We start from the raw sequence: 24,255 nt of genomic DNA on the forward strand, positions 1-24,255 counted from the left end.
TGCAAAGTTAAATTTTGCTACTTTAGGTGTGTTCATCATGCCATATCTTTTCTATTCATACACCCGTTAATTACGGGCATAACATAAGGTTTTTGCATGTTATTTTCAGAATTGGGTTTGTCCGAGCAACTACTTAAGGCGGTTGCCGAGCAAGGCTATGAAACCCCGACGCCGATACAGGCGCAGGCCATTCCGGTCATTTTGCAAGGCCGCGATGTCCTGGCCGGTGCGCAAACCGGCACCGGCAAAACCGCCGGATTTACCTTGCCTCTGCTTCAGCTGTTGCAAGAACAAGCGGTTCCGCAAAAGCCGCGTCCGGTTAGGGTATTGATCTTGACGCCGACCCGCGAATTGGCGATGCAAGTTTATGAGAGCGTCAGAACCTACGGCAAGCATTTACCGTTTTTTGCGGAAGCGATTTACGGCGGCGTCAGTATTAATCCGCAAATTCAGAAGATCCAGCGCGGCACCGATATTGTCGTTGCCACGCCCGGACGATTGCTGGATTTGATTCAGCAACAGCATCTGGACCTTTCAAAGGTTGAGCATTTTGTGCTCGACGAAGCCGACCGGATGTTGGATATGGGCTTTATTCGCGATATTCGTAGAATCATTGCTTTGCTGCCCAATAAACGCCAGAACTTACTGTTTTCGGCGACTTACGCTCCGGAAATTAGTGCGTTGGCCGAACAAATACTCACCGATCCGGTTGAAATAGCAGTCGCCAAACGCAATGCCGCCGCCGATACCGTCTCGCAGTTGGTGTATGGCATTAACCGTGAATACAAACGCGAATTACTGTCCTATCTGATCGGCAACGGTCATTGGCAACAGGTATTGGTGTTCGTCCGCACCAAGCACGGTGCGGATCGTCTGGCCAAACAGTTGATCAAGGATGGGATCCGTTGCGCGGCCTTGCACGGCGACAAGAGTCAGGGTGCCAGGGTTAGGGCTTTGGAGGAGTTTAAAAACGGCGCAATTACCGCGCTAATCGCCACCGACATCGCCGCGCGCGGTTTGGATATCGACCAGCTGCCGCATGTGGTGAACTTTGATTTGCCGCAAGTAGCGGAAGACTATGTGCATCGCATCGGCCGCACCGGCCGGGCCGGCGCCGAAGGTCAGGCAATTTCGCTGGTCGATCCGGAAGAGGCTTATTTGTTGGCTGCTATCGAGAAGCTGTTGAAAAGGCAGATTCCGCGCGTCGACGACACCGGCTATCCGAACGTGTCATTGGCAGTGACGAACAGCAAGCCGCAGCCAAAACCTGCCCAGCCGAATAAGCCGGCCAGGCGGCCGCAGAATGGCCGGCCAGGGGAGCAGGCTAAACGCGCGCCCAATTCTCGTAAACCGCGTCCGCAAACAGCCAAGCCCCGCTAAGTAGTTTGACTCGTCGTGCCCTGTCATGGGCACGACAACTCCTCTTGCCGAATGCCGGTCTATTCCGCAGTCGGCGCCTCGAACATATGAACTGCCAGCCATACTGACTCAATGTCCGGATTGGTCCATTCCACTCGGTGCTGACAATGCGCCGGAATCAGCAGATAGTCGCCCGGCTTCAGGTCCACAGGCGCGGATTGAGCAAATGTCAGCCTGGCTGCGCCTTGTAACAATATCACCCACTCGTCCTGATTTTGATCGTACCACTCGTTTTCGGCGCTGCAATGACCCTTGGAAACTATGCGCTCGATGCGAATAGTAGGCTTGCTAAACAAGGTTTGGCATAATTCTATTGGCAACTGAGCTGGAATGTCTGTAAAAATGCACGAACTGCTGATGTTCATAAAAGCGGGCACATAATAAAAAATTGGGGGAGGGGAATGAAAATGAATAATACGTCTTTTACTTCGTTAATGGCGGTGGTCATCGATAAACTACCGGGGATTATGCAACTGTCCAAACGCAGTTGCGATACTGCTAAATGCGTGGATTTTTTGGCGCCGCTGTTGCTGCGGCTCTATTTGGCGCCGGTGTTTTGGATGGCGGGCACCAAAAAATTCGCAAATTTTTCTGACACGGCCGAATGGTTCGGTAACGCCGAATGGGGCTTGGGTTTGCCGGCGCCTTATGTGTTGGTATTTCTGGTCGCGCTATTTGAAATTGTCGGCGCCTTGTTTTTATTGTTAGGCTTTGCCACCCGGCCGATCACCTTGCCGTTGATAATAATCATGGTGGTGGCGGCCATCAGCGCGCATATCAAAAACGGTTGGCTCGCCATTGCCACCGGTAGCGGTATTTTTGCCACCGAACGCACGATGGGCGCGATAGAACGCTTGGATCGCGCTAAGGAAATTTTACAGGTACAAGGCGACTATCAATGGCTGACCGAGAACGGCGCCTTGGTGATACTGAATAATGGGATTGAGTTTGCCGCCACGTATTTCGTCATGTTGCTGGCGCTGTTTTTTTTGGGCGGCGGCAGGTTTGTCAGCGCGGACTATTGGTTGGCTCGCAAATACTTGCCTGAACTAGCACCCAGGGCCTGACGACAACAGCCCAAACCGAGCTGTTGGCGCTGATCCATTCGCCGGCCTGTCGATCCGAAACATGACCGATTTGGCCGGCATCCAGCCATTGTGCGACCTGAGTTTTATTGTCGCGCGAAAACTGGTAAGCCACTTCGACCAGATCCAGGTCCGCCGCTACCGAGATTGCCAGTCCGGCCGCGAAAAATCGTTGCAACTCGACCCAGGGAATGGACGAGGTTTCCAAATTCACCTTGGCTTTTTCCAGATCGGGGAGTGAGTCGTTCATTAACATTTTCCGGTTGGGATGTTGTAGTATGCCCAGCTATTTTATCGTAACCCGGTTTATAAAACAGAAGTGAGGATTCATCAATGTCGCTATTGAGTTCATTTAAAAAGCGTTCCACCCTGGACGCGGCGATCAAGCAAGTTGCCCAGGCCCGTAAAAGCGAAGGCAGCAAAGCCGAGCAACTATACAAGGGTGCGTATCAAGGCTTTGCTAATGTAATTGCCGACCATTTGATTGTTTCCGAATCACTGTATCACTGGGGGTTTGGGCTATTGCACGAGGCCCGGACTCAAGAGCCGAAACTAGCTATCGAAATTTACGAAGACGCCATTTCCAAGTTTTCTTTTTGTTTACTGATTTCGCCTAACTATTTGGGTGCCGCGATAGATGGCGGTGTCGCCTTTATGGAATTAGCTCGCATCAGCCCGGAAGCAGCCAAACCCGATCTTTACGACTTGGCGGAAGATTTTTTCGAAAAGGCCTGTGGTATTCAAAAAGGCAGCGCGGCTTACAATCTGGCCTGCGTTTATGCTTTACGCGGTGATAACGATGCCTGTTTGGCGGCGTTGCAAACCGCCAGGGATTTTGGCAGCTTGCCCGACGAACAAAACATATTGCAAGACGAAGACATGGCTGGCGTGATCAACGCCCAGTGGTTCAAGGCGTTTATGGAGGAGGTCCGTGCCACCCCCGCACCGGAAAAAACCAAACTCAAGGATATTGAAATCAATGTGGAGCCGGGCTTCAAGATAGAGAAAAAAGAGGACTTTGATTACTACTCTTAAGTCAAGGTCATTCCAGTTTAAGGCCCCGTGAGAGCGGGGTTTTACATCGCCCGGAGCGCGTTATTTATCTGTGCCACTTTCAATATAGCCAACTAGTTTTTTGTCCTCGGATGAGGTATGAAAAGCAAACCAATTGAACAGAAAGTTAAAGGCGTCATCGGCACTGATACTGCCCGATTGTAATTTGTTGTTGGCTTCCGCCAACAATTTTGCGTGTGAATTGATGTGGTGTTCCTGCTCTGGATAGCGGTGATCTATCATGATATTTTCTTCGCTGAGAAAATGGAACTCGGCATATTTGCAAATTTCTTTGAATATTCTGAGCAATTTGTCCTTGGGCGTGTCTTGTTCGGCGGCGTCGTGGAAATCCACAATCAAACTCAGAAAGATGCGATGCTCCGCATCTATCCGGTCGTTGCCAAGCTCGTATTTACTGTCCCATTTCAGCATCTGCCCCGCCTGATAAATTGCGCCCAAAAAAAACCGGATGGCTCGATTAACAAACCACCCGGATTTTTTTGCATCCATGCCACCCATGAAGAACTACTTGCAAGGTAAAGCGTAGACCATGCCGGCCCTATTGCAAGCGGTTTGGCTGAACTGCCGTCTTATACATGGCTATACAGCTTTAACTCGGCCCTAAATTCCTTTTTCACTATTGTTGGTAGCAAGCATTTACAATCGCCCGCAGTTTTTCCAGGCCCAATTCGCGGGTAAGCGCTATATTGCGCTCGGGAATACCCTCCGGGTCCGGATGACTGGCTACCGCTTTTTCGATACTGTCTTCGCGAATCAGATGCAGCATGGGGTAAGGGGAGCGGTTGGTGTAATTGCTGGGGTCGTTTGTCGGCGTTTGCGCAAAGCAATAGTCCGGGTGAAAACTGGCCAATTGGTAGATGCCTTCGTAACCTTGATCGATCAGCAATTGCTCGGCGATAGCCAGCAAATCCAGGAAATCCTCGAAGTCGGCAAACGCCTCGCTAAATATCAACAAGGTAGTTTCGGTGTCGGGTTCGGAATCGAGATGCACGCACTCGGCAATCACCGCTTCCAGGCTATCCTCAATGCTGTTGCTCGACACAACCTGATAGCGAATACTGTTTCTTTCCTGCTCGCGGCGGGCAAACGGGCAGATATTGTATTCAATAACAAAAGTTTTTAGCCAAGCCTGAGTAGCGGCGATAATCTGTTGGTTAGTCATGGTGATCGAAAAAAATGATGAAAAACACTAAACACTGTCTTTGGCTGTTGGCGTTATTGCCGGCTTTACTGAACGCCGAAGTTTATCAATGGACCGATCAGCAAGGTCGCCGCCATTATGCCGATCATGGCAATGAAAACGCCAAAGTTGTAAGCATCGATCCCGGCGTTACCTACTATCGGGTAGAAAAAGTGTTCGATGGCGATACTATCTTACTAAGCGACGGCCAGAAAGTCCGTTTTTTAGGGATCAATACGCCGGAGGTTGCCGGTCGCAACAAGTCTGCGGAAGCAGGTGGCGATCGGGCCAAGGCCTGGTTGAAGCAGAAGTTGGAGCATCGCAAGGTGTTCCTGCAGGGCGATGTGGAAAAACAGGACAAATATCAGCGGACCTTAGCCTACGTGTTTAGCGAAGACAAGGAGCATATCAATCTGGAGCTGGTGAAACGCGGTTTGGCGACGGTGAACATTTATCCGCCGAACTTCAGGTATCTCGATACCTTGCTCGCCGCTCAGCGCAGTGCCGAGCAAGCCGGACTTGGGATTTGGGGGGAAGAGGCCTATGCGCCGCTGGCTGCGGAACTGCTCGATGAGAACAATTATCAGGGCTGGAAACGCTTAACCGGACGCATTCGCGGGGTCAAAAAGACGGCTAAACACAGCTATCTGCAATTCTCCGATACGGTATCCGTCAGTGTGGAGCCAATATCGGCCAGACTGTTTCCGCCGCTGGAGACCTATGTGGGTAAAGACGTGGAAGTGAGGGGGTGGGTCAAACGCTCGAAACAGCGTTTTGCCGTGCAGGCCAGGCATCCGGCGGACATCGAGTTGCGTTGATGCTGGCCTGGCTTGTTACTCTTCTTCCGCGAATAAAGCCTGAATCATCAGCTTTTCTTCGTCGTTGAGGATGTGCTCAGCCGAAAACCAGCGGGTGCGTTGAAACGGGATTTCCCGCTCCGCATCGCGCAGTCCCGCTCGACGATCAATCTCGCGGCGCTCGGCTCGCCGGCGATCCAATACCCGTCGGTCTTGTTTTGGCCACAGCACATATTGTTGCTGAACGAAAGCGACCCACTCCGCTGAATTGAAGGCGAACGGATTAGTCCGGCGTTCTTGTTGACGGCGCGCCCCTCGGCGGCGTGCCGAATCATCGCTAGTCATCATAGTGGCTACCACTGGCCTATGCCGCCGCATACGCTAATGCTGTTGGGGACAACCGGCGAATTAATGTTGAAAAAACAGTTCCTAAATAGCATTCGACCAAAATAATAAATTCATCAAGAAAATCTGAGCATTTAGGTCGGGATTTTAAATGCACTCGCCAAAATGCTCAATCAAACTTAGTTCTCCGATGCAATATAACTGGACAAAGTTCCCGGTAAGCGAAGCGGTTGATCAGCTATCGGCAACAATTTGGTTATCGATGTAAAAGTCTGGCGACGAATAGAACTGCGGTTTTTTTATGGTTCGAAATAGCTTGTTTATAGGATGGCAGGCTTCTCATGCCATCCCCCTAACCAACTTCGGGCAATTCAGTTGATCGCCCTGCGGATATACAGGTCTGACAAGTGTCAGAGGTAAATCAAAATACTACAAATTATTAACCCGGCCTTTAAATTCCCTGGAGTCGTCATTCCCGAGAAGGCGGGAGCCGTTAGACCGCCCAGCGAATCCAGTGTACTCGCTGGGCTCCCGCTTTCGCGGGAGCGACGATAGTTAAGGGCCGGGTTAATAAAGGACTTGGCTTACCCGGCAAAGCATTGGTCGAAATTGCCGAAAGCTCATTGATGGAAACCCGAGATGAAATAGCGGCTTAACTGCATCCCGATCACACCTAAAGTTGCTCATTGCGGGGCTATTCGCCATTCGCATCTGGACAGCTCCGGGAATAATGTATTCATTAATAGCCGCGAATCAACCAGGCCTTTTTTCATCAGCGCAATCAATGTTTTATTAGTGGATCCAACCGGTACGACAGCCCATTCCTTTGGGCATTTATTCAGCAGATTTTTCTGAGCAGCAGTAAGTTTTTCTCTTGCCATCGTTACACCTATTTTCGATTTTAGTGTTGATGGGAGCTTCTAAAATTCGTCATTCCCGCGCTTGCGGGAATCTGGTTTGTTGATTTCACTGGTCTCCCGCTTGCGTGGGAGTGACCGACTACGATTGATTAGAAGCTCCCTGACATAAGTGGTCTTGTATACAGGGTTTTACGGTCAGGCCTTGACGTTGGGATACGTTAAGCCAAACAACAGGATTTGTTAAATTAGTAATATTCATCAGGTCTATTAATAGCGTGCATTGCGCCATGCTGTCCCTGGTGTAGCAGTAGCCAAAGAGATGGATTGTGTTGAATGCACAGTGGTAAATGTCCTGGGTATAAGTTTTTTTAATGATGCGCGATTAAATAATGTCATTTAACGGCTATTCCGCAGTCCAGTATGCTGATTGGCACCTCAACCAAATTTAAGGAGATGACCATGAGCCATCTTGCTAAATCGTGTGCCGTGCTGCTGCTAACAACAGCCGCAGCCTTTGCGGACAGTAATTCTCACTTTGACGTGGTAGCCGATCTCGATACCGGGCCCGGCAACGTCACGGCGACGGCAAATGGCCGAATCATCATGAGCCAACATCAGTTTTATCAGCCTCAGTACACGGTAGTGGAGTACAAGGATCAAGCCTTGGTACCTTTTCCAAACAAGGAAATGTCTGCGACCGATTCGACGGCGCCGATAAAACTCGACTCAGTCCTGGGTATCCGTTCCGACAGCAACGGTATTGTCTGGATGCTGGATAACGGCATGCGTAGCGGCGTGACGCCCAAGTTGGTGGGCTGGAATACCAAGACCGATAAGCTGCAACGCCTGATTTATTTGCCGACACCAGCAGCGCCTAAAGATGCTTTTGTGAATGATTTTGCGCTGGATACCGCGCACAATCATGCCTTCATCAGCGACCCGGCCGGCGGCAGCAACGCCGCCTTGATCGTTGTCAATTTGTATACCGGGGAAGCACGGCGAGTATTGGAAGGGCATGCCAGCGTGCTGCCGGAAAACGTTGATCTCGTCATCGATAAGGTACCCATTCAGGTTAAAACACCTGCCGGCGATCTGATCAGACCCCATATAGGCGTCAATCCTATTACGGAGGACTTAAACAACGAATGGGTTTATTACGGACCGATGCACGGCTTAAGCCTGTATCGAATCAAAGCCAGCGATTTAATCGACGAAACCCTGACGGCCCAACAGCTAGCCGGCCGGGTGCAACGCTACAGCGACAAACCGATTTCCGACGGCATCAGCATCGATAAAAATAACAATATTTACCTGGGTGACCTGGCGAATAATGCCATAGGCGTGATTAGTACTGATCGCCGCTACCGGCAACTGGCGCAATGTCCGAGGCTGTCTTGGGTGGATTCGTTCAGTTTCGGTCCGGAAGGGCGCTTGTACGCGGTGGTGAATCGCCTGCATCGCTCGGCGACCCTCAACGGCGGTGATGCCCAATCCAAACCGCCTTACTATCTGTTGCAAGTCAAGGCTTTGGCAGAGGGCTTGCCGGGCCGTTAAAGCCGGATTTCGTTTGCATCGATTTTTCGGCCTATTGCGCTGATTTGTGCGCGCAGCCAACAATGGGCCGGGTCTTTTTCCCATAAGGGGTGCCAAATCATCACCAGTTCGTAATCGGGTAAATCGATAGGGACCGGCAGGATATTCAATGTGACCAATTTCTGGAATTCGGCGGCCAGCCGGTAGGGCAGGGACAGTATCAAATCGGTCTGCGCAACCATCAACGGTGCCGACAGAAAATGCGGCACAATCAGTTTAATCCGCCGTTCCAGGCCTAACTCGGCCAGCTTGGCATCGATAAAACCTACCCTGCTTCCGGTGCGGGAAATCAGCATGTGCGCCATAGCCAGATAGTCATCTAGGGAAGGCGCGCTGTGTATGGTAGGGTGATTTTCCCGTACCACACAGGCCATCCTGTCTACAAACAAATGCTCGCAGCGCAAATGCGCTGGCGGCTCCAGCATCGAGGCAAACCCTAACACCACATCCAGACTGCCATTTTCCAATTGTGCCAAGGGAAAGGCTGAGTCTGTGCGTTTGACATGAATATCCACGCCCGGTGCGGCTTGGTCGATCAAACCGGATAGTTCAGGCAGCAGTAAAAACTCCATATAGTCGGTGGCGGCGATGGTGAAACGGCGCTGGCTAATGCCTGGGTCGAAAGCCTGCGGCGACTCCAGCAGCCGTTCCATCTCCCGCAATAGGCCGTGTACCGGCTCGACCAATGCCAACGCCAACGCGGTGGGCTGCATCCCGGCCGGCGACTTGACCAAAACCGGATCATCCAGTTGCTGGCGCAAGCGATGCAAGGTATGACTCATCGCCGATTGCGTGACGAACATGCACTCCGCCGCACGCGTGACATTGCGTTCCCGCATCAGCACATCAAAAGCCAGTAACAGATTTAGATCGAAAGTGCGTAAATTGGACATATGAAAGACCCGCCAAAAACGGGTTGCATGGTAACTAAAAACCGCAGGTTTGCGGCATGAACAGTTTCGATGGCCGCGAATGAAATATAGCCATTTAACAGCGCGCTAATTTCTCCCTACCTTATACACCGAGCGTGTCGGCCAGCCTACAAAGTTTGAACTCCCCAAGGGTAGCTTTCGGTTGGCGACACGCCCAGTTTCGATGGCTATCGCCGTCATTCACTATAAGACTTTACGGGGGAAGCACACATGTCCGCACAAATTCCAATTTCCACGTTCAAACCCTACCGCGGCGAAAAATCCCGGCTGGCAAGAGCCTACGACTATTTGATTCTGGTCTTGGCTTTATTTCTGTTCATCGGCTCGTTTCATCTGCATTTCGCCCTGACGGTCGGCGATTGGGATTTCTGGGTCGATTGGAAAGACCGGCAATGGTGGCCACTGGTCACGCCCTTAATCGGCATTACCTTTCCCGCCGCCGTGCAAGCGGTGCTGTGGGATAAGTTTCGTTTGCCGCTGGGTGCCACCCTGTGCGTCGCGGCTTTGTTGATCGGTACCTGGGTAACCCGGGTGTTTGCCTACCACTACTGGAATTATTTCCCCATCAATATGGTGCTGCCGGCGACGATGATTCCGGGCGCTTTGGTATTGGATACCTTGCTGATGCTGACCAATAGTCTGACCATCACGTCCATCTTCGGCGGCGGAGCGTTTGCGTTGCTGTTTTACCCGACCAACTGGCCGATCTTCGGCATGTTCCACCAACCGGTCGAGGTGGCCAATAGCCAGCTGACGGTGGCCGATTTGTTCGGTTTTCAATACATCCGTACCGGCATGCCGGAATATCTGCGCATCATCGAGCGCGGCACCTTGCGGACTTACGGCCAGTATGCGACGCCGCTGTCGGCCTTCTGTTCTGCCTTGCTGTGTTCGTTGATGTATCCGCTGTGGTGGCATATCGGCAAGTGGTTTGCCAGCACTCGTTACCTGAGCAAAATTTAAGGAGCAGCCAACATGAAAACGCATTTTAAAACTTGGCTGTTAGCCTTAGTAGCACTCAGCGTATTGTCCGGTTTGCCTATATCAGCCGCCCAGGCCCATGGCGAAAAAGCCTTGGAACCCTTCATCCGTATGCGCACCATTCAGTGGTACGACGTGCAATGGTCCACGCAAACATTCAAGGTCAACGATGAAGTCAGCGTCAGCGGCAAGTTTCATGTCGCCGAGGATTGGCCGGTCAGTGTACCCAAGCCGGAAGCCAGCTTTTTGAATATTTCCACGCCAGGGCCGGTATTGATTCGCACCGAACGCTATCTGAACGGCAAACCCTGGACCAACTCGGTAGCCTTGCAACCGGGCGGCGATTACGATTTCAAAGTGGTGATGAAAGGCCGCTTGCCTGGGCGCTATCACATCCACCCATTTTTCAATTTAAAAGATGCCGGGCAAGTGATGGGCCCCGGCGTTTGGCTGGAAATCGGCGGGAACCCTGGCGACTTTAGCAATACGATTAAAACCATCAACGGTGAAATGATCGACATGGAAAGTTTCGGTTTTGCCAACGGCGTGTTCTGGCACCTGTTTTGGGGCGCATTGGCTGCGGCCTGGTTGTTATGGTGGGTGCGTCGGCCCTTGTTTATCAGCCGTTACCGCATGCTGGATGCAGGCTTGGAACACGAACTGATTACGCCTCAGGATAAGTGGATAGCCAAGGTGGTGTTGGTCAGCGTGCCGGTCTTGGTGTTGGTGCTGAATGCCGTCACCGCCAATCGTTATCCGGATGCCATTCCACTGCAAGCCGGCTTGGATCAAATTCTGCCGTTACCGGCGCAAGTCAATGCCGGCACCGTCAATGTGGACACGCTAAAAGCGGAATACAACATCGCTCAGCGCGCCATGGTGTTGCAGGTCAAGGTCGATAACCGCAGCCAAGGCGCGGTGCGGATCGGCGAATTCGCCAGTTCCAACGTGCATTTTCTAAATGCCGATGTGGCCAATAGCGGTTACAACCCCGGCAAGGATGACGTCAGCAACAACGGCCTGAGCTTGGATAATGCCTCACCCATAGAGCCCGGCGAACAACGCACCGTCACCATCGAAGTGCGCGATGCCGCCTGGGAATCCGAGAGATTGGATGGTCTGATTCGTGATGCGGATTCCCGATTGGGCGGCTTGTTGTTTCTTTACGACGACATGCTGGGCAAACGCTATATCTCCAGCATTTCCGCCGCCGTCATTCCCAAATTTAATTAATTCAGGAGCAAGAGTCATGGCTACCACGACAGAACACGTTAGCTTAAGTACCGAAAACCCCAAATCATTGCCTTGGTATTTGATTGACTTACCCAAATATTTGAAGGGATTTGGCTTTTTAACCATTATGTACATCAGTTTACGCCTGTATCAGGGCGCTTTTGCCATAGCGCACGGTCTTGATTCCTCGGAACCTGCGTTCGAACAGTATTGGATGCGACTGTTTTACATCGAGTTGGCAGTCATCGCTGCCGTTGCCAGCGGCTTTTGGGGTTACTTATGGACCACGCGCGACCGGAATCTGGATCAACTGGCACCCAAGGAAGAAATTCGGCGCTATTTCACGTTGACGATGTGGATCAGCATTTACACCTTTGCCGTGTATTGGGCGGGCAGTTATTTTGCCGAGCAGGACAACTCCTGGCACCAGGTAGCGATCCGCGATACGCCGTTTACCGCTAACCATATCATCGAGTTTTACTTTAACTTCCCGCTATATGTGATCCTGGGTGGCTGTGCCTGGCTGTATGCCAGAACCCGCTTGCCCTTGTATGCCAAAGGCATCTCGCTGCCATTGACGCTAGCGGTGTTTGGACCGTTCATGATCCTGGTCAGCGTCGGTTTCAACGAGTGGGGACATACCTTCTGGTTTAGAGAGGAATTCTTCGCGGCGCCGATTCATTGGGGTTTTGTGATCGGCGTGTGGTTTGCTTTGGGCGTTGGTGGCATCCTGCTGCAAGGGGTGACCCGGCTGATTGAACTGCTGGATAAAATCGAAGACGCCAAATAAGTTCAGCATGAGTGTTTCAATGGGACGTAGCGCACCGAGTCGCGTGCATTATGCCTGGACCGTATTGGCGGTGACATTCCTGTGTTTGTTTGTTGCCGCCGCACTCCGCGCCGTACCCGGCATTTTGCTGCTGTCCCTGGAACAGGAGTTTGGCTGGAGCCGGCCGGCGATTAGCGGCGCGGTAGCGATTAATCTGCTGATATTCGGCTTATCCGGGCCGTGGTTGGGTCGATGGATGGATATTTACGGCCCCAAACGGGTTTGCGTCGTCAGTATTGCGTTGTTGGCTTTGGCGGCCGCTGCCTGTACGACGGTGAGCGAATTGTGGCAATTCTATCTGCTGTGGGGCCTTATCGCCGGTATCGGCTCGGGCGGCACCTCGATTGTATTGGCTTCGACCTTAGTCAATCGCTGGTTTCGTCAGCGGCGCGGCTTGGCGATGGGCATTCTTGGCGCGGCGTTTTCCTCCGGTCAGTTGATCTTTATGCCGTTGGTGATGCAAATCAATATGGTATTCGGATGGCGGCCGGCTATTTTGTTATTGGCGGGCCTTTTGGGCTGGATCGTGTTGCCGCTTTGCGCTTGGCTACTCGCCGACGAGCCACGTCGAAAAGGTTTGCGAGCCTATGGTGAGAGCGGTGCTGAAAGCGCCGACAGTCCCTCCGAGCTCATACCGATGCGGAAAGTAGTCGTGCAAGGCCCGTTTTGGCTGTTGGCGATCAGCTTTGCAATCTGCGGTTTTACGACATCCGGACTGTTTCAAACACATCTGATTCCGCACGGTATCGAGCATGGTTTTAACGAGATGACGATGGCGATGTCGCTCGGGTTGATGGGGGCGACCGACATCGTCGGCACCTTACTTTCCGGCTGGCTATGCGACCGGTTTAATCACCGCAATTTGCTTGCGAGTTATTATGCCTTGCGCGGTATCTCGTTGCTGAGCCTGCCTTATGTGGAAACCACCGAGCAACTGATGCTGTTTTCGGTGGTGTACGGCTTGAACTGGTTATCGACGGTGCCTGTTACTTCGGCGTTAACCGCCGACCTGTTTGGAAAACGCAATGTTGGCGTAGTGTTCGGCTGGATTTGCTGCGCGCATCAATTCGGTGCTGCGTCAGCATCGTATTCCGCAGGTTACCTGCATAGCGTATTGGGAAATTATCACCTGGCTTTCCTGGGGGCAGGTGTATTTGCACTATCGGCAACCCTGATTGTGGTTAGAGTTCGCGGTTAGGGCGTGTAGACGAGTTGCGTAAATCGAAGATCTAGCTGTGTCGGCCGAGCCGATAAGCTATTGCCGGTATAACAACAGGCGGCAAAGACTGTTTAGGATCGATACTCTTACAATCGGCAGGCCTCATAGATCCGGGCGAGCTCCAGTAGATTCGTCGCGCCGGTTTTCTCCATCACTTTGGCGCGGTGGATTTCAACGGTGCGGTGACTAATGCCCAAGTGCCGGGCTATTTCTTTGTTGGTGAGACCGGCCACCACCATCCCCATAATCTCGAGTTCGCGTGAAGTCAGACCGTTTAGCCGATCACACAACGCTTGCCCTTTTATGGCTTGTGCGTAAGTGTTGATTTCGCTCTGTAGTGCTGCCTGCACTCTGTCGAGCAACAGCTCGGTACTGACCGGTTTGGTCAGAAAATCAACAGCTCCCGCCTTCATCGCGCGCACCGTCATCGGTATGTCGCCATACGCGGTCAGGAAAATAATAGGGAGATGAATGTGGCGGCGGATAAGTTCGGCTTGCAGCTCATGACCATCCAGACCCGGCATGTTGACATCCAGCACCAGGCAGCCGGGCTGGTCCGGGCAGTAGCTTTCCAGAAAGCATTCGGCGCTGGCAAAGGTTTGGTATGCAAGTTCTGCGGTCTCGAACACCAAGCCCAGACTATCGCGGACCGCATCATCGTCATCCACCACGAATACGCAAGGCTGAGTATTCATTTCGCAAACGGTAAGGTTAAGAACAGGGTCAGGCCGTCGCCGACATTCCGCTGGGCCCACATATTACCGCCATGGGCTTGAATCAAGGCGCGGCTGATGGCCAAGCCCATACCCAGTCCTGCCGGTTTGGTCGAGTAGAAGGGTTGAAACAGGGTTTTCAGGGCAATGGCATCCGCCAAGCCTTTACCGCTGTCACAAACAGAGACTAAGGCCATATCCGGGTCGTCAGCGTATCGACCGGTGGTTACGCGCAGCACCTCAGTGAGTTTGCCCTGTTCCTGCATCGCTTCCAGACCATTGCTGATCAGATTGACGAGCACCTTTTGAATTTGCAGTGCATTGACCGTCATCTGCGGTAAGTCGGCGGCGAGGTCCAGTTCTATGTTGAAAGTGTCTAAGGTTCTGTCATTTTTCACAAACGCGCAGGCTTCTGTCACTAAAAAGTTAATATCTACCGGTTCACCGACGGTCTCGGTTTTATTCAAATGGCTGAATAGCTGCCGGATTACTTCGCCGGCACGCTGAGCTTGTTGCACACAGGCTTCCAGCACGTGATTGAGTTTTTGCGAATCCGGTTTTTCTGATTGATACAGCCGCAACGCCACATCGGCATACGAGGAAATGGCGGCCAGCGGTTGATTAAGTTCGTGGGCAATTGCCGCTATCGTCTGCGTCGCCAGCGACACCCGAAATGACTGTTCCATCCTATTCCGGCGTTCGCTCAATTCCCTGGTGATTTTATAGTCGGTGATGTCGAAATTGATGCCCAGCAGTCGATAAGGCCGGTTATTTTTGTCGTGCAATAAGCTGCCGCGCGCATGGATCCAGCGATAGGAGCCATTCTTGTGGCGCAAGCGGAATTCCAGTTCGTAGGCGGACAGATGCCCGGACAGATAGTCTTCGGTGCTTGCCAAGACCAATGCCCGATCATCCGGATGCAATCGAGATTCCCATTCTTCCCACCGGTTCAATAACTCATGGTCATCAAAACCGATTTGCCGTTTCCATTCCGGCGAGAGAAATAAGGTTTGCGGCACTAAGTCCCAGTCCCAATAACCCGCGTTCACTTCGTCGATGATCAGCGCCAGACGGGTCTCGGTATGTTGCAATTCCGCATGGGCGCGCTTCAGTTCGGTAATGTCTACATGCGTAATAATCATGCCCTGGAAACCTTGAGTAATGCGTTTGGCATGCATCATAAACCATAGCTCGCCAAGGTCGGTCCGACACGGATATTCCATCATAAATTCCTGCTGATGCCCGGCTATCAGGGTCTCAAGACCGGTCAAAGCCTTTTGCGCGTCCCGGTCGCCTGCCGCCGACGAGCGACGGCAAACCTCAAGGTAATTGGCGCCCTCTGACAATTGGCTGGGCGAACCGCCGTTCTCGATAGCAAAGCAATCCCAGGGCGCGTTGACCGTAGTCACTATGCCCAGATCGTCGAGCACCGCCACATGTGCGGGCAGCGAATTCAGGACACAGCGCACGAAAGCCTCGCTGCGGCGCAGAGCGTCATCAGCCACTTTGAGCGGTGTAATGTCCAAAAATGCACCAACGGCCCCGCGCGGTTGACCCTTATCGTCCAGCAAGGGCGATGCATTGGACACCACGGTAATGACTTTGCCGTCCGGGCGGATTATATCCAGAGTCTCGTCGCTCACCACTTCTCCCCGGCAAGCACGCTGGATCGGAAGATCTTCGGCGGCCAGCGGATAGCCGTTTTGCAATACCGTTATGGCCGGCGGGTTCTCGTTGGACAGTGAAAGTTCCGAGGTGGGGGGCAAGCCTAACATCTGCTCGTTAGCCTGGTTTCCACGAATATGTTGCCCGCTTTTGTCACCGGAGATGGCGAGCCCAATGGGTACCGTGTTGTAAATAACCTGCATTTCCTCCAGGCGGCGCTGCAAGCGTTGGTTCAATAGGGCAATTTTCTGCTCGGACAGTTTTCGCTCTTCGATGTCGATAACATGCACCACAATACCTTTCAGCCTACCCGTTTCATCAGCGTTCGGAATATAGGTCGCATGCACCCAGCGGGGTTTGCCGCTGCCATAGGGGATTTGCTGATCAAAGCTAACCTGCTCGCCCGCCAATGCCCGTTCCAGATACGGCCGGACGACGTCCCACGCCGCGACACCCAGAATATCGGGCACGGTGCGGCCGATAACCTGCTCCGGCGGGATGCCGAACCAGTGTTCGTAAGTCGCATTTACGCGCACATAGCGAAAATTGACATCCAAATAGGCGATCAGCGCCGGCGTGGCATCCATAATCAGTTGCAGTTCTCTATCCTGATCTCGATATACCGATTCAGCCTGTTTTCGCGCGGTAATATCCTGAAGATAGCCATGCCATAAAATGCTGCCGCCCTGTTCCAGCATGGGCATGGAGTGACCTTCTATCCAAATTTCGCCTTTAATGGGATGTTGGTAGCGAAAGGTGTCGCGCCAAGGTTCAAGGCTACGCGCGGATTCGCTGATAGTTTCGTTGATAAGCTTGATGTCGTCGGGATGAACTCTGGCAAATACCGGACTAAAGTCCTCTGCCACCGCTTCGGGTGGTAAGCCGTACAAGGATTCAAGCGCCTGACTGGCGTAAGGCATGCTGGCCGAACCATCCGCAGCCAAACGGAACGAGCAAATAACGCCGGGTACGGAAGCCGCCACCTTGGACAGCTGATCCTGCAAATGACGTTCGGCTTGAAGGAGGCAGCGCCCGCCCGCATCGCGCAGGATAAGGGTATACAAGGTTTGCCCGCCAGTACCGATCTCGGAAATGGCGGCTTCTATCGGAAACTCCTCGCCGTCAGCGCGTACACCGGTCATGGTGCGAAGCTCACTTACCTGATGACCGGTATCGTCTCCTGGCTTTGGCGCGGAATAATTTATCGGAAAACCAACGGGAATAAAGCGTTCGAGCGCGTCGCCAATGGCTTGATCCGCGCGGCAGCCGAACATGTTAGCGGCTGCGGCATTGAATAACACGATACGGTATTTTGAGTCGATGCAGACGATTGCATCCCGCGCCGATTCGACAAGCGCCGCGCACAGCGACGGGCTTTCCGCCGGCATCGATTCTGCTTGCTTTTGCCGAGTGATATCGGTGAGGGCAATGCGCAATTCCGGCTGCTTGGCGAGATCGGCGACCATTAGGCAGTCGAGCCTGGCATGGAACACCGAGCTATCGCCACGCTGCATTTGCAATTCGCAAGATTGATTTTCGCTGCTCTGTTGAATCTGCAATAAATGCCGATGCCAAAAATCGCGGCTCTGATCGGCAATCAAGCTTGAAAAATGACGGCCAATCAAGTTTTGGCGCTCAACAGCCAGCAACGTGGCGGCAGTAAAGTTTATGTCGGAGATTAAATTGTCCGGGCTGAGCGTCAGATAGGCGAGCGGGGCGAAATCGTAAAGATGTTGGAAGTGGTCTCGCGACTGCTGAAGCATTTGTTGGGCCTGCATGAGCGATTCATTCTGTCTCTCCAATTCAACCTGACGCACGTGCAGTTCATGCAAAGTTTTCTCTGAAATATCCTGGGAATACGTGGTTTTGTTTGTGTTTGGACGTCTGTTCTCCGCTTCCGGTCGAGAAGGACTTTCAGTGTATGCAGACTTATAACGCTCGTCAGTCATGAGACATCTTCCATTTTGGACAGCATTGAGACCGCTTCAGGCTTATCTTCGATGGGTGTAACTCAAGCCGTATGGTGCGGATGTGGGTCGCCGGGAAGCCCTGTTCCGGCAAAGCTAGCAAAAGATGGGGTCAGCAACAGGGTGTTAATACCTGGCCCAAAGCCGAAATAGCCGGTCTTAGTTTGTGATGATAGATACCTAGGCCGGGCATCTCGCCCCAGTTCGCGCGGAAGTATGCTGGCGAAAAATTAACCCTGTCAAACTTATCTTTAATGTCGGTATCTTTTACCCATTTGTAATTATTCAGCGAACCCGTTGTAGGGGCGAATTCATTCGGCCATAGGCTTCAATACCAGCAAACAGGCGCATGAATTCGCCGCAACATGAAAACCTGTCAGCGTTGAAGAGTTGCTAGTGCGCCGATAGAAGTCTTGGTGCCGCCCGGCAGTCCTCATGGCGCCGGGTTTCGCGGAAATGGCGGTTATAGGTAATTTGCGGGCAGGGTTAATAATCAGACTTCAGCCTAAGTAGCAGTACGTATTTTTACCAGATAGCCGCTGTGTTAAAACACACCATGCTGGTATGGATTTACCGTTTTAGCAAAGTGAAGACGTGATGCAGCCGCAGCCAAACGAACCGGAAATGACTGATGAGTGAAATGGACAATCCAAGACAAAACCAGCTTCTCGCCATGCTGCCCGAACCCAATTATGCGTATGTTTCAAGCTTGCTGGAACGGGTTGAAATGTGCTGCGGCGATGTCCTGTGCGAACCGGATGAAGCATTACGTTATGTCTACTTCCCCGTAACCGGCGTGATAGCCAAGCTTTACTTCACGGAGAATGGCGCCTCCAGCGAACTGGCTTTGATCGGCAACGAAGGCATGCTGGGCATATCGCTGTTCATGGGCGGGGAATCCATGCCGCATCAAGCTCTAGTCGTGATGCCGGGCTACGCCTATCGGTTGCGCAGGAGCCTATTTGAGGAGGAAATTGAGCGAATAGGCGGACAGCGTAGCGGGGCGCTACACGGCATGTTACTCCGCTATACCCAGGCATTGATTACACATATGACGCAGATAGCGGCCTGCAACCGGCATCATTCAATCGAACAGCAATTCTCCCGCTGGCTGCTGATGATCCTGGACCGGCAGAGCGGTAGCGAGATAGCAATAACGCAACAATCCATCGCCAGCCTATTGGGCGTGCGCCGCGAAGGCATCACCGAGGCTGCCGGGAAATTACAGCAAGCCGGGGTAATTCGGTATTGCCGTGGTCACATCAGCGTACTGGAGCGCACGGGCCTGGAAGCGCAAAGTTGCGAGTGTTATCAGGTCATCAAAAACGAGTTTGCTCGGCTACGGGCTATTAACGCCAATCCGTCGCCGCTGTCCAGACCGCTTGTTGCAATAACGACTTATGGACGTGCCAAAGATCTCAGGAAGCGCTACGCGTTTGGCTGATAAAGCCTACCGGCGGTGAGAAATCGCCCAGTGGTTTTGTCTGGTCACTCCGGCTATTGAAACCCAGTCACCGTAGGGGGCGATTTTATGAACACTGCATCCGCCAAAGCCAATAGCTGCTTACTCGTTATGGACCACGATCCTGCCAACCGGATGGCTAACAAACATTCCTTAGCGGGGTTTCAGGATCACGATTCGGTGTTTCGCGAGGGAGAACCTAGTCATCATGGTCTCAAACTCGCTGAAGACCATCAGCCTGAACGAGTGCGCTGGGACCGGCAAGTGCGGGATATACAAGACGCCGCGTATCTCGCCAATCAGGCGGAAGCGCTCAAACAGCCTAACGCATCCACCTTGATGCAGGCAGAATTGGATGATGCGGCATCTTTAGCGGGCAAATCTCACGACTGCACTAGCGTCGCGGACGCCGAATCCCCCACTGAAGTTTGCCGAGAACAGCGTGAACAGCAAATGCTTGTGGAGAAGACCGAAGCCCTGGAGCAGTTGCGTGAGGCGGAGGCTAAGTACCGGACCTTGGTAGAACAAATGCCGGTAATCACCTATATCGCATCGCTGGAAACGCCGGTAAAGCTGTTATATGTCAGCCCGCAAATTTCTCAATTGGGCTATCCCGAGCAAGATTGGCTTGATGAACCGCAAGGTTTGCTTAAGCGGGTGCATCCGGACGATCTGGTCGTGACCGTGGAAGCCTACGCCTATACCTATGAACATCACGCGCCTTTACGATGCGAATACCGATTGCGCAAACATGACGGACACCATCGCTGGTTTCTGGACGAAGCCAATGTGGTACGGAATGAAGCTGGCGAAAGTTTGTTTCTGCAGGGGGTCCTGGTTGATATTACCAAAGACAAGGAAACCGAGCAGGAACTGAGCTATTACCGGCAACGCTTGGAGGAACTGGTATTTAAGCGTACTGAGCAACTGGAAAAACAATGCGCGATCCTCAAGTCCGCCAATGCCAGCCTTGACGCAACCTTGGTGAAGCTTAAACACGCCAATACCGAGGCGCGCAACAGCGAGAGGCGCTTTCGCTTACTGCTGGACTCGGCCGGCGAAGGTATTGTCGGTTTGGATGCGAATGGTCGTTGCAGCTTTGTTAACCGGGCCGCGTTGCAGATGTTGGGTTACGCCGAGAACGACGCGCTGGGACACGACATCGTAGCCATGGTAGCGGACGATTTAACCTTAGCCCTGGAAGCGCTCGGGTCGCCCGATCTTGCCCGGGATATAGTAGCTCAGCGCAGTGCCACCAGTTTTAAGCGCAAGGATGGCCGTTATTTTCCGGTCGAATATTCGTTTTATCCGGTCGCCCTGGATGGATTCGTCGACAGCGTGGTACTGGTGTTTTGGGACATGTCGGCATCTCACGCCAAAATCCAGAATTTGGCCTATCAGGCCAGTCACGACCCCTTGACCGGGCTGGTTAATCGGACAGCCTTCGAACAACGCGTGACCAGAGTATTGGCAAGTGCCCGCCCCGGCTATTTTCAACACGCACTCTGTTATCTCGACCTGGATCATTTCAAGCAGGTTAACGATACCTGCGGACACGCGGCCGGGGACGAATTATTGCGCAGAATAAGTGCCGTTTTGTCCTCCAAACTGCGGCAACGCGACACTCTGGCTCGGCTGGGCGGCGACGAGTTCGCGTTGTTGCTGGAACACACCACGCTTGATCAGGCGCGAAATATTGCCCATGAGCTCTGCGACAGTCTACGCAATTTCAAATTTAACTGGGGGGATACCGAATTTACCGTTAGCGCCAGTATTGGAGTAGCCTCGGTGACGTGTACTGTTCGAGATGTTGATGAGTTTTTAAATAACGCCGACAGCGCGTGCTACCGAGCCAAAGAAAAAGGCCGTAATCAGGTACATGTGTTTTTACCCGACAATGTCGAGCGCCTCAATCAATTCGGCCAATGGAAAGCTTAAGGAGTTTGCCAAAACGCATTTTTTGTATGAAGAAGGGAGCCAGCGAATTACTAAGTTGCTAATCCGGCCCTATTTATTACCGGTATCTCGCTCCGGCTAAGTTTATCGGAGCCAAGTGGGGTATGTCCTCCGGCAAGCCCGGAGCAAACGGTATTGAACGACCGGATAAAAACTTAGTATTCAGGATGAATGTTAACTTACTCGGAGTATCGCCATGAAACACTATCTATTAATAATACTGGGCATTTTGCAATGCCTTATAGTCGTGCAAGCCATTGAACATGCGCCCGCTAAACCCATCAATCAAGAACAATTGCAGGCAATAGTGCCTTACGCGGTGAAGGGGACGGTACAAACCTTTACCAAAACAGTTCACGGCGGCGTCCAGCATGTGGTGATCAAATCGGCGGACAACACCTCGCAAATCAAATTAATCCAGGCGCATTTGCAAAAAAGGGCCGAGCAATATAAAGCAGGCGATTATTCCGTCACCGAACGTCTGCACGGTGCGGCAATGCCGGGGCTGGCGCAGTTAAAAACGGCAAAAGCCGATGATATTAAAGTGCAATATCAAGCTTTGGATAACGGCGGACAGATTCATTTTTCCACCGAATATCCCCAATTCGTTCAGGCCCTGCACGAGTGGTTCGATGCCCAAGCACAGGACCACGGTAATCCGGACATACCCGGCCACAATAGCCATCATTCACCGGCTGCTGAATGATATTGTTGACTCGGCCCTTAATTCCCTGGAGCTGTCATTCTCGCGAAGGCGGGAATCCAGTATAACCGCTGGGCTCCCGCCTTCGCGGGAGCGACGATATTTAAGGGTCGGGTCAATAACGTAACCGCTTAAAGGCCTTAGATGCTGGGCACTATTAATTTGGTTGTTTGCCGGCCGGGTTAACAAATAGGCACGGGAACTCAAGTTGTGGGTTCCCTCATTTCTCCAGCCAGACGCCCGGCTCATGCTTTGAACAGATAAGTGGGGCAAATACTCGGCGCTTAAAGCGTTCCTTCTGGCAAAATACCGAGCTATCTACAAGCCGGGTCTGCTCCATGCTCGAAAAATCAATTGGTCAATCAGCCGCAATCCTGAATAGTGACTTCATCGCCATCGCGATAATCAAGGACAGGCACATCGTTTGGGCCAACGCGGCCATGCATCGTATTTTTGCTTACGAGCCGGATGAACTAATTAACCTGGCTACCCGAAACCTGTTTCTTGACCAGGGCAGCTATGAGACATTCGGGCGTGAGGCTTATGCTGCTATTGCGGAGGGCAGCACCTATACCGGCATCATCCCGCAGAAACGCAAGGATGGCTCGACGGGTTGGTATGAATTCAATATTTCAAGTTTCGGGGATTGCTCTGATGTGGCCGTGGGGGCAATCGTCGATAGAACCGCGAGCTATCAAGCTCTTCAAAAACTAGAAGTGAGCGAGTCCCGCTATCGGTCAGTCGTGGAAGATCAGACCGAGGTTATCAGTCGGTTCCTGCCTGACGGAACCTTTGTGTTCGTCAATGACGTTTATTGTCGGGTGTTCGGCAAAGTCGCCGACGAGTTGATTGGCCATCGCTGGCATCCGGCATCCCATCCCGATGATATTCCCATGATCGAGGCCAGACTAAGCGAGATGTCGCTGGACCACCCCGTCGTCACCATCGAGAACAGGGTGTATGTCGCTGGGGGCGAACTGCGCTGGATGCAATTTGTCAATCGAGGATTCTACGATATTGGCGGCACGCTCAGGGAAATTCAGTCGGTTGGTCGTGACATTACGGTCCAGCGCGAAGCCTTGACTAGTTTGCAGGCCAGCGAGGAACGCTACCGAACGCTGGTGGAAACAACCAGTGTCGTGACATGGTTTTGCCCTTCCAATGGTCTTCAGGTTGCCCCCCAACCGGCGTGGATGGCATTCACCGGCCAGACAGCGGAAGAAATGCTCGGCGCGGGGTGGGCCAAGGTCGTGCATCCCGACGATGTCGAAGCTGCCGCAGCGCTTTGGCAATCCGCAGTCGAGCGTGGCGAACCGTTCTTGAACACACACCGTATTCGCCGCCACGATGGTGTCTGGCGCTGGATGAGCGTGCGTGCGGTGCCGATTCGCGATAGACAGGGCCGCATTCTCGAATGGATGGGTATGGGGCAGGATGTTACCGAGCAAAAGCAGGCCGAAATGGCGTTGGCAGAAAGCGAAGAGCAACTCGAAATGGCGCTGGCGGCATCGGGATTGGTTTTATGGGATTGGCACATTCCTGAACGTAAAGTCACAGCCGGCAATCGCTGGTTGGAATTACTCGGCTACAACGCGGAGGAACTGGGCCACAACGAAGACGACTGGATGGATTTGGTCAATCCCAAGGACCTTGAAAGCTTCAAACAGAAAATTTCAGCGCATTTGCAGGGGGAAACCGCCAGCTTCGAAAGCGAGCATCGGTTGAGGCACAAGGATGGTCATTGGGTATCGGTCGAAGCAAGAGGCAGGGTTACCCTTCGGGACAGGCAAAATAGCCCGCTACGCATGGTCGGCACGATACTGGATATTAGCCAACGCAAGCGCCTGAATGAAGAAGGCGTGGACTTGCTGAAGCGGATTGAATTGCTCATACGCGATAGTTCGTCGCCCTTAACCGCTAACGCAGAAAATGTTAAAGCAGCCGAAAGTCTGACCAAGCGGCAGCGGCAGATTCTCGGGATGATTGCTACGGGAATGACCTCAGCTGAAATCGGCAAACAGCTACACCTAGCCACGCCAACGGTCATCTCGCATCGCAGAAACCTGATGGCAAATCTGGGCCTGCACAGCACAGCCGAAGTCACGCGCTTTGCCATCGATCACGGCCTGATTACTACCAAGTAGCGCATCCAAGCCCTTCGAATTTATGTAATTGGCATATATGCGCTAAATAATTACCATATAAAGGTGGTTATTTTTTTGGTTCATTACCGTATGCTTTT

General features: G+C 52.5%; 22 protein-coding genes. 13 read left to right on the forward strand and 9 right to left on the reverse strand.

Annotation, left to right across the window (positions count from 1 at the left end; all coding sequences use genetic code 11):
• Positions 1 to 96 precede the first annotated feature (96 nt).
• A complete protein-coding gene (locus A1332_RS05795; protein WP_064007610.1) occupies positions 97 to 1,380 on the forward strand; it encodes a DEAD/DEAH box helicase in 1,284 nt (427 codons plus the stop codon).
• 59 nt (positions 1,381 to 1,439) lie between these two features.
• Here A1332_RS05795 and A1332_RS05800 read toward each other — a convergent pair whose 3' ends face one another.
• A complete protein-coding gene (locus A1332_RS05800) occupies positions 1,440 to 1,784 on the reverse strand; it encodes a cupin domain-containing protein (protein ID WP_064007611.1) in 345 nt (114 codons plus the stop codon).
• A 42-nt stretch (positions 1,785 to 1,826) separates the two neighbouring features.
• Between A1332_RS05800 and A1332_RS05805 the strand changes: the two genes are divergently transcribed.
• Complete coding sequence (locus A1332_RS05805) at positions 1,827 to 2,486, forward strand: DoxX family protein (protein ID WP_231890220.1); 660 nt, start codon at positions 1,827 to 1,829, stop codon at positions 2,484 to 2,486.
• Here A1332_RS05805 and A1332_RS05810 read toward each other — a convergent pair.
• Complete coding sequence (locus A1332_RS05810) at positions 2,428 to 2,754, reverse strand: DUF2288 domain-containing protein (RefSeq protein WP_064007612.1); 327 nt, start codon at positions 2,752 to 2,754, stop codon at positions 2,428 to 2,430. The two genes, A1332_RS05805 and A1332_RS05810, sit on opposite strands and share 59 nt — an antisense overlap.
• Before the next feature lie 83 nt (positions 2,755 to 2,837).
• On the opposite strand from A1332_RS05810, the gene A1332_RS05815 reads away from it, so the two are divergent.
• A complete protein-coding gene (locus A1332_RS05815; protein WP_064007613.1) occupies positions 2,838 to 3,539 on the forward strand; it encodes a TPR end-of-group domain-containing protein in 702 nt (233 codons plus the stop codon).
• Between the two features lie 60 nt (positions 3,540 to 3,599).
• Here the strand turns inward: A1332_RS05815 and A1332_RS05820 are convergent, their stop codons facing one another.
• Together A1332_RS05820 and A1332_RS05825 are read right to left on the reverse strand one after the other, a co-directional pair.
• Positions 3,600 to 3,989 (reverse strand): bacteriohemerythrin, encoded by a 390-nt coding sequence (locus A1332_RS05820; RefSeq protein WP_064007631.1) that lies wholly within the window; start codon positions 3,987 to 3,989, stop codon positions 3,600 to 3,602.
• Between the two features lie 205 nt (positions 3,990 to 4,194).
• Positions 4,195 to 4,740, reverse strand: a complete 546-nt coding sequence (locus tag A1332_RS05825) for a DUF1415 domain-containing protein (protein ID WP_064007614.1) — start codon at positions 4,738 to 4,740, stop codon at positions 4,195 to 4,197.
• 14 nt (positions 4,741 to 4,754) lie between these two features.
• Here A1332_RS05825 and A1332_RS05830 point away from each other — a divergent pair, with 14 nt between their 5' ends.
• Entirely contained in the window at positions 4,755 to 5,576 is an 822-nt protein-coding gene (locus A1332_RS05830) for a thermonuclease family protein (protein ID WP_064007615.1), read from the forward strand.
• A 15-nt stretch (positions 5,577 to 5,591) separates the two neighbouring features.
• On the opposite strand, the gene A1332_RS05835 is transcribed toward A1332_RS05830, so the two are convergent.
• Positions 5,592 to 5,903 (reverse strand): hypothetical protein, encoded by a 312-nt coding sequence (locus A1332_RS05835; RefSeq protein WP_064007616.1) that lies wholly within the window; start codon positions 5,901 to 5,903, stop codon positions 5,592 to 5,594.
• Positions 5,904 to 6,583: 680 nt separating this feature from the next.
• Positions 6,584 to 6,781: a hypothetical protein gene (locus A1332_RS25235; protein ID WP_157203951.1), complete on the reverse strand. Its 198-nt coding sequence runs from the start codon at positions 6,779 to 6,781 to the stop codon at positions 6,584 to 6,586.
• A gap of 438 nt (positions 6,782 to 7,219) precedes the next feature.
• On the opposite strand from A1332_RS25235, the gene A1332_RS05840 reads away from it, so the two are divergent.
• Entirely contained in the window at positions 7,220 to 8,314 is a 1,095-nt protein-coding gene (locus tag A1332_RS05840) for an L-dopachrome tautomerase-related protein (RefSeq protein ID WP_082879557.1), read from the forward strand.
• Here the strand turns inward: A1332_RS05840 and A1332_RS05845 are convergent.
• A complete protein-coding gene (locus A1332_RS05845; RefSeq protein WP_064007617.1) occupies positions 8,311 to 9,246 on the reverse strand; it encodes a LysR family transcriptional regulator in 936 nt (311 codons plus the stop codon). The genes A1332_RS05840 and A1332_RS05845 overlap by 4 nt on opposite strands.
• Positions 9,247 to 9,495: 249 nt before the next feature.
• On the opposite strand from A1332_RS05845, the gene amoA reads away from it, so the two are divergent.
• From amoA to A1332_RS05865, 4 genes are read left to right on the forward strand one after another with little or no spacing between them, the layout of a single operon-like run.
• Positions 9,496 to 10,248: a bacterial ammonia monooxygenase, subunit AmoA gene (gene amoA, locus A1332_RS05850; RefSeq protein ID WP_064007618.1), complete on the forward strand. Its 753-nt coding sequence runs from the start codon at positions 9,496 to 9,498 to the stop codon at positions 10,246 to 10,248.
• 12 nt (positions 10,249 to 10,260) lie between these two features.
• Positions 10,261 to 11,499 (forward strand): bacterial ammonia monooxygenase, subunit AmoB, encoded by a 1,239-nt coding sequence (amoB, locus tag A1332_RS05855; protein ID WP_064007619.1) that lies wholly within the window; start codon positions 10,261 to 10,263, stop codon positions 11,497 to 11,499.
• 16 nt (positions 11,500 to 11,515) lie between these two features.
• Complete coding sequence (amoC, locus tag A1332_RS05860; protein ID WP_064007620.1) at positions 11,516 to 12,289, forward strand: bacterial ammonia monooxygenase, subunit AmoC; 774 nt, start codon at positions 11,516 to 11,518, stop codon at positions 12,287 to 12,289.
• A gap of 19 nt (positions 12,290 to 12,308) precedes the next feature.
• Entirely contained in the window at positions 12,309 to 13,526 is a 1,218-nt protein-coding gene (locus tag A1332_RS05865; RefSeq protein WP_064007621.1) for an MFS transporter, read from the forward strand.
• 107 nt (positions 13,527 to 13,633) lie between these two features.
• Here A1332_RS05865 and A1332_RS05870 read toward each other — a convergent pair whose 3' ends face one another.
• The gene (locus tag A1332_RS05870) at positions 13,634 to 14,242 is read right to left on the reverse strand and encodes a response regulator transcription factor (protein WP_064007622.1); all 609 of its coding nucleotides are present in this window, start codon (positions 14,240 to 14,242) and stop codon (positions 13,634 to 13,636) included.
• The gene (locus A1332_RS05875) at positions 14,239 to 17,757 is read right to left on the reverse strand and encodes a PAS domain-containing sensor histidine kinase (RefSeq protein ID WP_197491405.1); all 3,519 of its coding nucleotides are present in this window, start codon (positions 17,755 to 17,757) and stop codon (positions 14,239 to 14,241) included. Before A1332_RS05875 ends, A1332_RS05870 begins: the two co-directional genes overlap by 4 nt.
• A gap of 766 nt (positions 17,758 to 18,523) precedes the next feature.
• Between A1332_RS05875 and A1332_RS05880 the strand changes: the two genes are divergently transcribed.
• The 4 genes from A1332_RS05880 (at position 18,524) to A1332_RS05895 (ending at position 24,157) form a co-directional block, all read left to right on the forward strand.
• A complete protein-coding gene (locus A1332_RS05880; protein WP_064007624.1) occupies positions 18,524 to 19,336 on the forward strand; it encodes a Crp/Fnr family transcriptional regulator in 813 nt (270 codons plus the stop codon).
• A gap of 87 nt (positions 19,337 to 19,423) precedes the next feature.
• Positions 19,424 to 21,292, forward strand: a complete 1,869-nt coding sequence (locus A1332_RS05885) for a diguanylate cyclase (RefSeq protein WP_064007625.1) — start codon at positions 19,424 to 19,426, stop codon at positions 21,290 to 21,292.
• A gap of 214 nt (positions 21,293 to 21,506) precedes the next feature.
• Complete coding sequence (locus tag A1332_RS05890) at positions 21,507 to 22,016, forward strand: hypothetical protein (protein ID WP_064007626.1); 510 nt, start codon at positions 21,507 to 21,509, stop codon at positions 22,014 to 22,016.
• A 335-nt stretch (positions 22,017 to 22,351) separates the two neighbouring features.
• Complete coding sequence (locus A1332_RS05895) at positions 22,352 to 24,157, forward strand: helix-turn-helix transcriptional regulator (RefSeq protein WP_064007627.1); 1,806 nt, start codon at positions 22,352 to 22,354, stop codon at positions 24,155 to 24,157.
• Positions 24,158 to 24,255: the final 98 nt, after the last annotated feature.

Source organism: Methylomonas methanica, assembly GCF_001644035.1.
GTDB lineage: Bacteria > Pseudomonadota > Gammaproteobacteria > Methylococcales > Methylomonadaceae > Methylomonas > Methylomonas methanica_A.

What these genes read in the sequence shown, in the direction of transcription:
- A1332_RS05795 (WP_064007610.1), top strand. Translation starts at nt 97, where the DNA reads ATGTTATTTTCAGAATTGGGTTTGTCCGAGCAACTACTTAAGGCGGTT.
- A1332_RS05800 (WP_064007611.1), bottom strand. Translation starts at nt 1,784, where the DNA reads ATGAACATCAGCAGTTCGTGCATTTTTACAGACATTCCAGCTCAGTTG.
- A1332_RS05805 (WP_231890220.1), top strand. Translation starts at nt 1,827, where the DNA reads ATGAATAATACGTCTTTTACTTCGTTAATGGCGGTGGTCATCGATAAA.
- A1332_RS05810 (WP_064007612.1), bottom strand. Translation starts at nt 2,754, where the DNA reads ATGAACGACTCACTCCCCGATCTGGAAAAAGCCAAGGTGAATTTGGAA.
- A1332_RS05815 (WP_064007613.1), top strand. Translation starts at nt 2,838, where the DNA reads ATGTCGCTATTGAGTTCATTTAAAAAGCGTTCCACCCTGGACGCGGCG.
- A1332_RS05820 (WP_064007631.1), bottom strand. Translation starts at nt 3,989, where the DNA reads ATGCTGAAATGGGACAGTAAATACGAGCTTGGCAACGACCGGATAGAT.
- A1332_RS05825 (WP_064007614.1), bottom strand. Translation starts at nt 4,740, where the DNA reads ATGACTAACCAACAGATTATCGCCGCTACTCAGGCTTGGCTAAAAACT.
- A1332_RS05830 (WP_064007615.1), top strand. Translation starts at nt 4,755, where the DNA reads ATGATGAAAAACACTAAACACTGTCTTTGGCTGTTGGCGTTATTGCCG.
- A1332_RS05835 (WP_064007616.1), bottom strand. Translation starts at nt 5,903, where the DNA reads ATGATGACTAGCGATGATTCGGCACGCCGCCGAGGGGCGCGCCGTCAA.
- A1332_RS25235 (WP_157203951.1), bottom strand. Translation starts at nt 6,781, where the DNA reads ATGGCAAGAGAAAAACTTACTGCTGCTCAGAAAAATCTGCTGAATAAA.
- A1332_RS05840 (WP_082879557.1), top strand. Translation starts at nt 7,220, where the DNA reads ATGAGCCATCTTGCTAAATCGTGTGCCGTGCTGCTGCTAACAACAGCC.
- A1332_RS05845 (WP_064007617.1), bottom strand. Translation starts at nt 9,246, where the DNA reads ATGTCCAATTTACGCACTTTCGATCTAAATCTGTTACTGGCTTTTGAT.
- amoA (WP_064007618.1), top strand. Translation starts at nt 9,496, where the DNA reads ATGTCCGCACAAATTCCAATTTCCACGTTCAAACCCTACCGCGGCGAA.
- amoB (WP_064007619.1), top strand. Translation starts at nt 10,261, where the DNA reads ATGAAAACGCATTTTAAAACTTGGCTGTTAGCCTTAGTAGCACTCAGC.
- amoC (WP_064007620.1), top strand. Translation starts at nt 11,516, where the DNA reads ATGGCTACCACGACAGAACACGTTAGCTTAAGTACCGAAAACCCCAAA.
- A1332_RS05865 (WP_064007621.1), top strand. Translation starts at nt 12,309, where the DNA reads ATGGGACGTAGCGCACCGAGTCGCGTGCATTATGCCTGGACCGTATTG.
- A1332_RS05870 (WP_064007622.1), bottom strand. Translation starts at nt 14,242, where the DNA reads ATGAATACTCAGCCTTGCGTATTCGTGGTGGATGACGATGATGCGGTC.
- A1332_RS05880 (WP_064007624.1), top strand. Translation starts at nt 18,524, where the DNA reads ATGAGTGAAATGGACAATCCAAGACAAAACCAGCTTCTCGCCATGCTG.
- A1332_RS05885 (WP_064007625.1), top strand. Translation starts at nt 19,424, where the DNA reads ATGAACACTGCATCCGCCAAAGCCAATAGCTGCTTACTCGTTATGGAC.
- A1332_RS05890 (WP_064007626.1), top strand. Translation starts at nt 21,507, where the DNA reads ATGAAACACTATCTATTAATAATACTGGGCATTTTGCAATGCCTTATA.
- A1332_RS05895 (WP_064007627.1), top strand. Translation starts at nt 22,352, where the DNA reads ATGCTCGAAAAATCAATTGGTCAATCAGCCGCAATCCTGAATAGTGAC.